At 51.8% G+C, this 11904-nt stretch carries 13 protein-coding genes; all 13 read right to left on the bottom strand.

Translation table 11 applies throughout. From position 1 onward, the window contains the following. Positions 1–288: 288 nt before the first annotated feature. Positions 289–708 (bottom strand): F0F1 ATP synthase subunit epsilon, encoded by a 420-nt coding sequence (locus L462_RS04650; RefSeq protein WP_006177560.1) that lies wholly within the window; start codon positions 706–708, stop codon positions 289–291. Between the two features lie 20 nt (positions 709–728). Then, positions 729–2111, bottom strand: coding sequence for a F0F1 ATP synthase subunit beta (atpD, locus tag L462_RS04655; protein ID WP_006177559.1), 1383 nt, complete (start codon positions 2109–2111; stop codon positions 729–731). Positions 2112–2142: 31 nt separating this feature from the next. After that, positions 2143–3006 carry a F0F1 ATP synthase subunit gamma gene (atpG, locus tag L462_RS04660; RefSeq protein ID WP_020882764.1) on the bottom strand — a complete coding sequence of 288 codons (864 nt, stop codon included), beginning with the start codon at positions 3004–3006 and terminating at the stop codon, positions 2143–2145. Between the two features lie 51 nt (positions 3007–3057). Then, positions 3058–4599, bottom strand: coding sequence for a F0F1 ATP synthase subunit alpha (gene atpA / locus L462_RS04665; RefSeq protein WP_006808751.1), 1542 nt, complete (start codon positions 4597–4599; stop codon positions 3058–3060). A gap of 12 nt (positions 4600–4611) precedes the next feature. Then, a complete protein-coding gene (gene atpH, locus L462_RS04670; RefSeq protein ID WP_014172281.1) occupies positions 4612–5145 on the bottom strand; it encodes a F0F1 ATP synthase subunit delta in 534 nt (177 codons plus the stop codon). A gap of 14 nt (positions 5146–5159) precedes the next feature. Then, positions 5160–5630: a F0F1 ATP synthase subunit B gene (gene atpF / locus L462_RS04675; RefSeq protein WP_003862370.1), complete on the bottom strand. Its 471-nt coding sequence runs from the start codon at positions 5628–5630 to the stop codon at positions 5160–5162. Between the two features lie 48 nt (positions 5631–5678). After that, positions 5679–5918 (bottom strand): F0F1 ATP synthase subunit C, encoded by a 240-nt coding sequence (gene atpE, locus L462_RS04680; RefSeq protein WP_000429386.1) that lies wholly within the window; start codon positions 5916–5918, stop codon positions 5679–5681. A gap of 49 nt (positions 5919–5967) precedes the next feature. Beyond that, entirely contained in the window at positions 5968–6783 is an 816-nt protein-coding gene (gene atpB, locus L462_RS04685) for a F0F1 ATP synthase subunit A (protein ID WP_014172280.1), read from the bottom strand. An 8-nt stretch (positions 6784–6791) separates the two neighbouring features. Next, positions 6792–7172, bottom strand: a complete 381-nt coding sequence (gene atpI / locus L462_RS04690; RefSeq protein WP_008500194.1) for a F0F1 ATP synthase subunit I — start codon at positions 7170–7172, stop codon at positions 6792–6794. Between the two features lie 616 nt (positions 7173–7788). Further along, the gene (gene rsmG / locus L462_RS04695; RefSeq protein ID WP_032679279.1) at positions 7789–8412 is read right to left on the bottom strand and encodes a 16S rRNA (guanine(527)-N(7))-methyltransferase RsmG; all 624 of its coding nucleotides are present in this window, start codon (positions 8410–8412) and stop codon (positions 7789–7791) included. Between the two features lie 100 nt (positions 8413–8512). Then, a complete protein-coding gene (gene mnmG, locus L462_RS04700; RefSeq protein WP_032679278.1) occupies positions 8513–10402 on the bottom strand; it encodes a tRNA uridine-5-carboxymethylaminomethyl(34) synthesis enzyme MnmG in 1890 nt (629 codons plus the stop codon). A gap of 374 nt (positions 10403–10776) precedes the next feature. Continuing rightward, complete coding sequence (gene mioC / locus L462_RS04705) at positions 10777–11226, bottom strand: FMN-binding protein MioC (RefSeq protein ID WP_020882767.1); 450 nt, start codon at positions 11224–11226, stop codon at positions 10777–10779. A gap of 90 nt (positions 11227–11316) precedes the next feature. Continuing rightward, positions 11317–11775, bottom strand: a complete 459-nt coding sequence (asnC, locus tag L462_RS04710) for a transcriptional regulator AsnC (RefSeq protein WP_014172275.1) — start codon at positions 11773–11775, stop codon at positions 11317–11319. Positions 11776–11904 lie beyond the last annotated feature (129 nt).

Genomic DNA, 11904 nt, shown 5'->3' with positions numbered 1-11904 from the left:
TTTGAGTAAGAAGTTAAACCCGTTGACGTTGAAAATTCTACATATTTTGCGTCATAAAATGGAATGGCGGTAAAACGTTCAACATCAGCCAATAATGGCTATTTGAGGCGATTTTTAGGGGCAGAGTAAACCCCTTTTTCTCTGGAAAATAGCCTTCTCGCGATAAGTCGCTAGCACACACAATAGCTTAGCTATTCTTTTGGATCATGAATAAAGATCGGTGTGATACGAAACCATAAAAAAAGCCAGCCTGGAAACCAGACTGGCTTTGTGCTTTTCAAGCCGGTGTTACATCGCTTTTTTGGTCAACTCGATAACGCGCAGTTTCGCGATCGCTTTGGCCAGCTCCGCAGACGCCTGAGCGTAATCCACGTCACCATGAGAGCTGCTAATGTGCTCTTCAGCCTTACGCTTCGATTCCAGGGCTCGTGCTTCGTCGAGATCCTGGCCACGAATAGCGGTATCGGCCAGAACGGTCACGCTGCCAGGCTGCACTTCAAGAATGCCGCCGGACAGATAGATAAACTCTTCATGACCGAACTGTTTAACGATGCGGATCATACCAGGCTTAATGGCGGTGAGCAGCGGTGCGTGACCCGGGAAAATACCCAGTTCACCTTCACTACCCGTTACCTGGATTTTCTCGACCAGACCAGAGAACATTTGTTGCTCTGCGCTGACGACGTCCAGGTGGTAAGTCATTGCCATATCACCCTCCGATTAAGGCGTTAAAGTTTTTTGGCTTTTTCCACGGCTTCGTCGATGGAACCAACCATGTAGAACGCCTGCTCCGGCAGGTGATCGTATTCGCCTTCCATGATGCCTTTAAAGCCACGGATGGTGTCTTTCAGGGAAACGTATTTACCCGGAGAACCGGTGAATACTTCCGCAACGAAGAACGGCTGGGACAGGAAGCGCTGGATCTTACGCGCACGTGCTACCACCAGTTTGTCTTCTTCAGACAGCTCATCCATACCCAGGATGGCGATGATGTCTTTCAGTTCCTGGTAACGCTGCAGCAGGGACTGTACGCCACGCGCGGTGTCGTAGTGTTCCTGACCCACAACCAGTGGATCGAGCTGACGGCTGGTGGAGTCCAGCGGGTCAACGGCCGGGTAAATACCCAGAGACGCGATCTGACGGCTCAGTACCACGGTTGCGTCAAGGTGCGCAAAGGTGGTGGCTGGGGATGGGTCAGTCAAGTCATCCGCAGGTACGTATACCGCCTGAACGGAGGTGATAGAACCGGTTTTGGTAGAGGTGATACGTTCCTGAAGAACACCCATCTCTTCCGCCAGCGTCGGCTGATAACCTACCGCTGAAGGCATACGACCCAGCAGTGCAGATACTTCAGTACCGGCCAGGGTGTAACGATAGATGTTATCAACGAACAGCAGAACGTCACGGCCTTCGTCACGGAACTTCTCAGCCATAGTCAGGCCAGTCAGCGCAACGCGCAGACGGTTTCCTGGTGGCTCGTTCATCTGGCCGTAAACCAGGGATACTTTGTCCAGAACGTTGGAGTCGGTCATTTCGTGGTAGAAGTCGTTACCCTCACGAGTACGTTCACCTACGCCCGCAAATACGGAGTAACCGGAGTGCTCGATCGCGATGTTACGGATCAGCTCCATCATGTTTACGGTTTTACCTACACCCGCACCACCGAACAGACCAACTTTACCGCCCTTCGCAAACGGACACATCAGGTCGATAACTTTGATGCCGGTTTCCAGCAGTTCCTGAGAGCTGGACAGCTCTTCGTAGGAAGGTGCTGCGCGGTGGATAGCCCAACGCTCTTCTTCACCGATGTCGCCTTTCATGTCGATTGGTTGACCCAATACGTTCATGATACGACCCAGTGTTGCTTTACCTACCGGGACTTCGATCGGGTGCTCAAGGTCTTTAACTTCCAGACCACGACGCAGACCGTCGGAAGAACCCATCGCGATGGTACGCACGATACCGCCGCCGAGCTGCTGCTGAACTTCCAGCACCAGGCTCTCGTTACCATTCTGTACCTCAAGCGCGTCGTACACGCGTGGTACGGCGTCCTGAGGGAACTCGACGTCCACCACGGCGCCGATTACCTGGACAATCTTTCCAGTAGCCATCTTGAATCCTCTACGTAATTCGTAAACCTGGTTAAACCGCGGCGGCCCCCGAGACGATCTCGGTGAGTTCCTGAGTAATGCTGGCCTGACGAGCTTTGTTGTAAACCAACTGCAGCTCTTTAATCAGGCTGCCGCCATTATCGGTCGCGGCTTTCATCGCCACCATTCGTGCGGCCTGCTCGCTGGCCAGGTTTTCTACAACGCCCTGATAAACCTGAGATTCAACGTAACGACGCAGCAGGGTATCCAACAGCGGTTTCGGATCGGGTTCATACAGGTAATCCCAGGATTTTTGCTTCAGCTCGTCATCTTCTGATGCCGGTAAAGGCAGCATCTGAGTGAGCGTTGGAACCTGAGACATGGTGTTAATAAATTTGTTGCTGACAACGTACAGTCTGTCCAGACGGCCTTCATCGTAAGCCTGCAACATCACTTTAACCGGGCCGATCAGCTCGGACAGGGAAGGGTTATCACCCATACCCGTCACCTGAGCGACAATGTTGCCACCAACGGAGTTAAAGAAAGAGACGCCTTTAGAGCCGATCATTGCGATATCGCACTGAACGCCTTTTTCAGACCATGCTTTCATATCCGCCAGCAGTTTTTTGAACAGGTTAATGTTCAAGCCGCCACACAGACCACGGTCGGTCGACACCACCAGGTAGCCCACGCGCTTAACGTCGCGTTCTTCCAGGTAAGGGTGCTTATATTCCAGATTACCGTTTGCAAGGTGACCAATCACTTTGCGCATGGTTTCTGCATAAGGACGGCTGGCCGCCATGCGATCCTGCGATTTACGCATTTTGGAAGCGGCGACCATCTCCATCGCTTTAGTGATCTTTTGCGTGTTCTGGACGCTTGCGATCTTACTACGTATCTCTTTTGCGCCGGCCATGAGCTTCTCCTCAATGCCAGGCGGCTTGTCCTGAGACAAGCCGCCGGACGATTACCAGGATTGGGTTGCTTTGAAGGAATCGAGGATAGCTTTCAGCTTGCCTTCGATTTCGTCGTTATAGCCACCGGTCTGGTTGATCTCTTGCATCAGCGGAGCGTGATCACGGTCGACGTAAGCCAGCAGAGCGGCTTCGAAGCTACCGATTTTCGCCAGTTCCACATCTTCGAGGTAACCGCGTTCAGCCGCGAACAGAACCAGGCCCTGCTGAGCAACAGACATTGGTGCGTACTGTTTCTGCTTCAGCAGCTCGGTCACTTTCTGACCGTGGCTCAGCTGTTTACGGGTTGCTTCGTCCAGATCGGATGCGAACTGAGAGAACGCAGCCAGTTCACGATACTGTGCCAGCGCGGTACGAATACCACCGGACAGTTTCTTGATGATCTTGGTCTGAGCAGCACCACCCACACGGGATACGGAGATACCCGGGTTAACTGCCGGACGAATACCGGAGTTAAACAGGTTGGTTTCCAGGAAGATCTGACCATCGGTAATGGAGATTACGTTGGTCGGAACGAACGCAGAAACGTCACCCGCCTGGGTTTCAATGATTGGCAGCGCGGTCAGAGAGCCGGTTTTACCCTTCACTTCACCTTTGGTGAAGTTCTCGACGTATTCCGCGTTAACGCGGGAAGCACGCTCCAGCAGACGAGAGTGGAGGTAGAATACGTCGCCAGGGAACGCTTCACGTCCTGGTGGACGACGGAGCAGCAGGGAAACCTGACGATATGCAACGGCCTGTTTAGACAGGTCATCGTATACGATCAGCGCATCTTCACCGCGGTCACGGAAGTATTCGCCCATTGCGCAACCGGCGTATGGTGCCAGGTATTGCAGTGCAGCAGATTCAGAAGCGGTCGCCACAACAACGATGGTGTTAGACAGCGCGCCGTGCTCTTCCAGTTTACGAACCACGTTAGAAATGGTGGACGCTTTCTGGCCGATAGCCACGTACACACATTTGATGCCGGAGTCACGCTGGTTGATGATGGCGTCGATAGCCATCGCGGTTTTACCGGTCTGACGGTCACCGATGATCAGTTCACGCTGGCCACGACCGATTGGAATCATGGCATCAACGGACTTATAACCAGTCTGCACTGGCTGATCAACGGACTGACGGTCGATAACGCCTGGTGCGATAACTTCGATTGGGGAGAAGCCATCGTGCTCAACCGGACCTTTACCGTCGATTGGTGCACCCAGGGTGTTAACAACGCGACCCAGCAGGCCACGGCCAACCGGCACTTCCAGAATACGGCCAGTACACTTAACCTTCATGCCTTCGGCGAGGTCAGCGTATGGACCCATCACAACTGCACCTACGGAGTCGCGCTCCAGGTTCAGTGCGATAGCGTAACGGTTACCCGGCAGGGAAATCATCTCACCCTGCATACAATCGGCCAGGCCGTGGATGCGGATAACACCGTCACTTACAGAAACAATAGTACCTTCGTTGTGAGCTTCGCTCACAACACTGAACTGAGCAATGCGCTGCTTGATCAGTTCGCTGATTTCGGTGGAATTCAGTTGCATGCTCCAGTCCCCTTAAGACTGCAAGACGTCTGCAAGGCGTTCAAGACGGCCGCGTACGCTGCCATCAATGACCATATCACCCGAACGGATGATTACGCCTGCCATTACAGACTTATCGATTTTGCAATTCAGCTTAACTTTGCGTGACAGACGTTTTTCCATCGCGGCGGTAATTTTCGCAAGCTGTTCATCACTCAGTTCAGTCGCAGAAGTCACTTCGACTTCAGCGGTAGCTTCACTAAGGGCACGTAAGTGCTCAAACTGCTCGAGAACATCCGGGAGCACACGGAGACGACCATTTTCTGCCATTACCTTAATCAGGTTCTGACCATTGGCATCCAGTTGCTCTCCGCACACGGCGATAAACGACGCGGCGAGAGTTTCAGGCGCTAACGCACCAGAAAGCAACTCGGCCATTTGTTCGTTTTTCGTCACCTCAGCGGCAAACGCCAGCATATCCTGCCAGCGATCGACATTTTGGTGTTCGACAGCAAAGTCAAAAGCTGCTTTGGCGTAGGGGCGAGCTACCGTAACAAATTCAGACATCAGCCCCTCCCTCCTTACAGTTCAGCGACAAGTTTGTCCACGATGTCGCTGTTAGCAGCTTCATCCACGGAACGTTCGATGATCTTCTCGGCGCCAGCAACAGCCAGAATCGCAACCTGCTTACGCAGTTCTTCGCGAGCACGTTTACGCTCAGCTTCAATTTCAGCCTGAGCTTGTGTCACGATCTTAGTACGTTCCTGTTCTGCTTCAGCTTTGGCTTCGTCCAGGATCTGCGAACGGCGTTTGTTAGCCTGTTCGATGATAACCTGAGCTTCCGCTTTCGCTTTTTTCAGCTGGTCTGTCGCGTTGGCCTGTGCAAGGTCCAAATCTTTCTTAGCGCGTTCTGCAGAAGCCAGACCGTCAGCAATTTCTTTCTGACGTTTTTCGATGGCAGCCATTAAAGGCGGCCATACATACTTCATGCAGAACCAGACAAAGAGAATAAACGCGATGGCCTGGCCGAGGATTGTTGCGTTCATGTTCACAGCACAATACCTCTTTAATATCTGTGGCTTAGGGTTTTAAAACTACTACTACGCGACAGCAAACATCACGTACAGACCCAGACCTACAGCGATCATTGGGATAGCATCCACCAGACCCATAACGATAAAGAACTGAGTACGCAGCAGAGGAATCAGATCAGGTTGACGCGCTGCGCCTTCCAGGAATTTGCCCCCGAGGATGCCGATACCGATCGCAGCACCGATAGCCGCCAGACCCATCATCACAGCGGCAGCCATGTACAGCAGATCCATATTCAGGTTTTCCATGACAGTCTCCAGTTTGTTTCAATTAAAACGTAGTAGTGTTGGTAAAAAATCAGTGCTCTTCAGACGCCATCGACAGATAGACGATCGTCAGAACCATGAAGATAAAGGCTTGCAGCGTAATGATCAGGATGTGGAAAATGGCCCAAGGCACATTCAGAATCCACTGTGACCACCACGGCAGAAGACCCGCGATCAGAATGAAAATCAGCTCACCCGCATACATGTTGCCGAACAGTCGCAGACCCAGTGAAACAGGTTTGGACAGCAGGCTAACGCCTTCCAGGATCAGGTTGACCGGAATAAACGCCCAGTGGTTGAACGGCTGCAAGGTAAGCTCTTTCACGAAGCCGCTTACGCCTTTCATTTTGATGCTGTAGAAAAGAATCAGGATAAACACGCCCAGCGCCATCGACAGGGTGATGTTCACGTCAGCGGACGGCACCACGCGCAGTGCTGGCAGACCGAGGACATGTTCGCCAATCCACGGCAGGAAATCGATTGGCAGCAGGTCCATCAGGTTCATCAGGAACACCCAAACGAACACGGTCAGGGCCAGCGGAGCAATCAGCTTGCTCTTACCATGGTACATGTCTTTGACGCTGCCATGGACGAAGCCGATGATCATTTCGATGAACGTCTGGAATTTCCCTGGAACACCGCTGGTCGCTCTTTTCGCAACACCGCGGAACATGGCCAGGAACAGAAGACCCAAAACGACCGAGAAGAACATGGAGTCGATGTTGATCGTCCAGAAGGTGGCCGGGGGGTTATGCGGATCCACCAGCGAGAATGTACGCAGGTCCAGCTGAAGGTTATTCAGATGGTGACCTATGTAATCCTGCGGCGTCATATTTTCTGAAGCCATGATGCCTTTTACCCTTTGTTGTTGATTACAGCTGGAGCCAGAACTTGTACCACCAGCACCAAAACCCACGTTGCTATCAGCGGCATGAATACCACTTTCAAAACCGCCAGCGCCATCACCAGTAGAGCAAAGGTCAGCAACACCTTACACACTTCACCGAGAGCGAAGGACCAGGCCACACGGCCTTTGGCGGGTGTATGCGCCTGATGACGCCAGGCAAAAATCATAAACAATACGTTTGGCAGAACAACCGCCAAACCCCCGCACACGGCGGAGATGCCCCAGAAGGGGTCTTTGAGGCTAAACAGCAATCCACTTGCTATCACAGCCAGAAACTGAATGAACAGAAGCTTACGAGCAACGTTTCTACTCAAGAGCGACACAGACATCACGTTTTTACTCCTGCTCCCTTCGAGGTATGCCGCGTGTCGTATAAAACGTCCTTTAAGGCTCAGAGTCAAGCATCAAAAAGCGGTCAAATTATACGGTGCGCACCCGTGATTTCAAACATTAAGTAGCGAAAAGGTGAATAAATGTTTAAATATTTTTCCCCGCCGCTATTTTTTAACTTTTCCTGAAAGCCACGACCTTCGACCAAAACTGCAAACAGCGCGAAAACGTTGGCTACAAAGCGTGCACGAGATCACAAAATACACATTTGCGATAAGGGTGTATTTATCAAAGACGCAAATCGGTTTATTTCATCTTTATGAAATTAAAGACAAATTATCGTAACTATTTTCAAAACAGCCCGGTATACAATAAAAACCTTTTATTGACATTCTTAATAAATATTTAACATTCGATTCTGGTTGCCGTATTCCACTTTTAGCAGGCTGATATTTTCGATGTTGACTATCTTCATGCTGAACAATGGCTGTTACGTTAACCGTTAGAAAAACCTTAGTAACACAGAGGTTAAACTCTCTTCGGTAAAACCCGAGAATTTGTGCTGTTATTTAACATGGTCAGAACAGCACGAATTCCACAATTTTTATTAAATATTTAAAAATTGTTTGGCTTAATTATCACCAGATGGCGTTCACCCTCAAGCTGAGGAATGTTTAATTTCTCAACGGATTCGACAGCAAAACCTTCCGGAAGCTGTTCAATTTCATCGCCCGGCAACTGCCCTTTCAGGGCATAAAAGCGGCCATCTTGTGCAGGCAAGTGCTTACACCAGCTCACCATATCATTGAGCGACGCAAACGCGCGGCTGATAACACCGTCAAACGGCGGCTCCGCGGGGAACGCCTCTACCCTGCTCTGTACAGGGGCGATGTTCTCCAGTTTCAGCTCATGCTGGACCTGACGTAAAAAACGGACGCGTTTGCCAAGGCTGTCTAGCAGCGTGAAATGGCTCTCAGGGCGGACAATCGACAGCGGGATCCCCGGCAGGCCAGGACCTGTGCCCACATCGATAAAGCGCTCCCCTTTAAGATACGGCGCAACCACGATGCTATCGAGGATATGACGAACCAGCATCTCGTTGGGGTCGCGAACAGACGTCAGGTTGTACGCTTTATTCCATTTGTTCAGCATATCGACATAGGCCACCAGCTGAGTTTTCTGGTGATCGGTGAGCGAAATACCTGCCTGTTCCAGCAGACGAGAGAGTTTATTGAGCACAGTGGGTACCTGTTTAGACATAAATTGCCCGGTGGCGCTTACCGGGCCTACGAATTAGCAGGGCGGGTAGCGAAGCGCCACCCGCCAAAAGCACTGGATATTATGCGCTACGGCGCAGCATACCTTGCTTTTTCAGCCACACCAGCAGAATCGAAATCGCGGCAGGTGTGACACCGGAGATACGGGATGCCTGACCGATCGACACAGGCTTGTGATCGTTCAGCTTGGCGATCACTTCATTGGAAAGCCCCGTCACCTGACGGTAGTCCAGCATTTCCGGCAGCAGCGTATTTTCGTTGCGCTGCTGTTTTTCAATCTCATCCTGCTGACGCGCGATGTAACCTTCGTATTTGACCTGGATCTCAACCTGTTCAGCCGCTTCAGCGTCTTCAAGGCCAGGCGCGAACGCGGTCAGTTTCACCAGGTTCTCGTAGGTCACTTCAGGGCGACGCAGCAAGTCTTCGCCGCTGGCTTCGCGCGAAAGCGGCGCAGTTAAGTGAGCATTCACTTCTGCAGCGGTTTCCGCCTGTGGATTCACCCAGGTGGTTTTCAGACGCTGACGTTCCTGCTCAATGCGTTCCAGTTTTTCGTTATAGCGCGCCCAACGTTCGTCATCCACCAGACCCAGTTCACGACCCACTTCGGTCAGACGCAGGTCGGCGTTATCTTCGCGCAGCATCAGGCGATATTCCGCTCGAGAGGTAAACATACGGTACGGTTCTTTGGTACCCAGGGTGCAAAGATCGTCGACCAGCACGCCCAGATAAGCCTGAGAACGCGCAGGTGCCCAGCCCTCTTTCTCCGCAGAGAAGCGTGCTGCGTTCAGACCGGCAAGCAGACCCTGAGCGGCAGCTTCTTCGTAACCGGTCGTGCCGTTAATCTGGCCGGCGAAGAACAGACCGTGGATGAATTTGCTCTCCAGGGTTGGCTTCAGGTCACGCGGATCGAAGAAATCGTACTCAATAGCGTAGCCAGGACGAACGATTTTCGCGTTCTCCATACCCTGCATTGAGCGAACAATTTGCATCTGCACATCGAACGGCAGGCTGGTGGAGATGCCGTTCGGGTAAATTTCATTTGACGTCAGTCCTTCCGGCTCCAGGAAGATCTGGTGCTGGTTACGATCGGCAAAGCGCATCACTTTGTCTTCGATCGACGGACAGTAACGCGGGCCGATCCCTTCGATCACGCCAGCGTACATTGGGCTGCGGTCAAGGTTATTGCGGATCACATCATGGGTTTTTTCGTTGGTATGCGTGATGTAGCACGGTACCTGCTGCGGATGTTGAGCCGCATTGCCCATGAACGAGAACACCGGCATGGGGTTATCGCCGTGCTGTTGTGCCAGCACGCTGAAATCAATGGTGCGCGCATCAATACGCGGTGGCGTGCCTGTTTTCAGGCGACTGACGCGCAGCGGAAGTTCACGCAGACGACGAGACAGCGGAATGGACGGCGGATCGCCAGCACGGCCACCGCTGTAGTTATCCAGACCGATATGGATTTTGCCATCCAGGAAGGTCCCGACAGTCAGTACGACGGCTTTCGCGCGGAACTTGAGGCCCATCTGGGTTACGGCACCCACAACGCGATCGTTTTCAACGATAAGATCTTCTACCGCCTGCTGGAAGATCATCAGGTTTGGCTGATTCTCCAGGGCAGTACGTACCGCCTGACGGTAAAGCACGCGGTCTGCCTGAGCACGGGTGGCGCGCACAGCGGGACCTTTGCTCGCGTTTAGTATCCTAAACTGGATGCCGGCATGATCGATCGCTTTCGCCATCAGGCCGCCAAGTGCATCCACTTCTTTTACCAGGTGTCCTTTCCCAATGCCGCCAATCGCCGGATTACAGGACATTTGTCCCAGCGTGTCGATATTGTGTGTCAAAAGCAGGGTCTGCTGACCCATTCGCGCTGCGGCCATTGCGGCCTCAGTGCCTGCATGACCCCCGCCAATGATGATGACGTCAAAAGGATCCTGATAAAACATGGTGGTCTGCCTCGCGTAAAGCGGTATGAAAATGGATTGAAGCCCGGGCCGTGGATTCTACTCAACTTTAGTCTTTCGAGAAAGCATTGGGATCCTGGGCTATTAAAAAGAAGATCTTTTTATTTAGAGATCTGTTCTATTGTGATCTCTTATTAGGATCGAGTACTTCTGTGGATAAGCCCGATCTCACGATGAAGATCATGCAGTTAGAAAGGATCGTTTGCTGTGAATGATCGGTGATCCTGGCCAGTATAAGCTGGGATCAGATCGCGACTTTATACACAGGGCTAAAACGGCCTCAGAGTTATAACTTGGATAACTACCGCTTAATACGAGCTTTTAACCAGAGTTATCCACATCTGTTCGCGCGATCTTTAATCGTTTTTGAGTAAATTTTTCCATTCACCCAGCCAGATCTCCGCTGGATCTTCCGGAATGTCATGATCGAGGATGTTGATCTTCAGTGTTTCACCCAGCTGTTTTGCCCCACAGGCAGTCACAGCGGCTTCGACTTTCTCTATTGCACCGCAAAAGGTGTCATATTCACGACTGCCGATACCCACCGCGCCAAAACGGACGTTTGACAGGTCAGGCTGCTGTTCCAGCAGTTCGTCATATAAAGGTTGCAGATTATCCGGCAGATCGCCTGCGCCGTGCGTCGAGGTGATCAGTAGCCAGACCCCATCAGTCGGGAGATCGTCAAGCAACGGGCCGTGCAGTGTTTCGGTGGAAAAGCCCGCGTCTTCCAGCTTCTCAGCCAGATGTTCCGCAACGTATTCCGCGCCGCCCAGGGTGCTGCCACTGATAAGGGTAATGTCTGCCATTGATCGCTCGCTCAAATAAAGAGGGGCTCATTGTACGCTGTGAACGAGCTGGGATCTACCTGTGGAAAATGTGGGAATGAATTTGCCCGATCAGGGGCGGATGGTACGCATGATCGGGTTCTGCAGGGAGATCAATGTTTCAGTGGACTGAATTTCATCAATTGTTTGGATCTTGTTGATAAGTACCTGCTGGAGGGCATCAATGGAGCGGCACATCACCTTTATAAAGATACTGTAGTGCCCGGTGGTGTAGTACGCCTCCGTGACTTCTTCAAGCGCGTTGAGCTTCGCCAGGGCTGACGGATAGTCTTTGGCGCTTTTGAGAATAATGCCAATAAAGCAGCAGACGTCATAACCCAGCTGCTTAGGGCTGACGTCGATACGTGCGCCGGTAATGATCCCCGCCTGTTTCATCTTTTCCACGCGAACGTGGATTGTGCCCGGACTGACGCCAAACTGTTTCGCCAGTTCCGCGTAGGCAGTACGTGCATTGGCCATTAAGGCCTCCAGGATGCCGCGGTCCAGATTATCGATCTGATAATTTTCCATAGCTTTTTCTTATGAACATTAATGAATCTCTCTATTCTAGCGCCTTATTTTAATGAATCAAAAGTGAAGATGGCTTTTTGTTGATGGGTTATTGAATAACAGGCCATTTCTGTTGCTTAATCTCTATCA

It is taken from the genome of Enterobacter sp. BIDMC 26 (assembly GCF_000534435.1).
Taxonomy (GTDB): Bacteria; Pseudomonadota; Gammaproteobacteria; order Enterobacterales; family Enterobacteriaceae; genus Enterobacter; species Enterobacter ludwigii.
The sequence above is the reverse complement of the archived record's forward strand: the minus strand, read 5'-3'. Positions and strand labels throughout refer to the sequence as shown.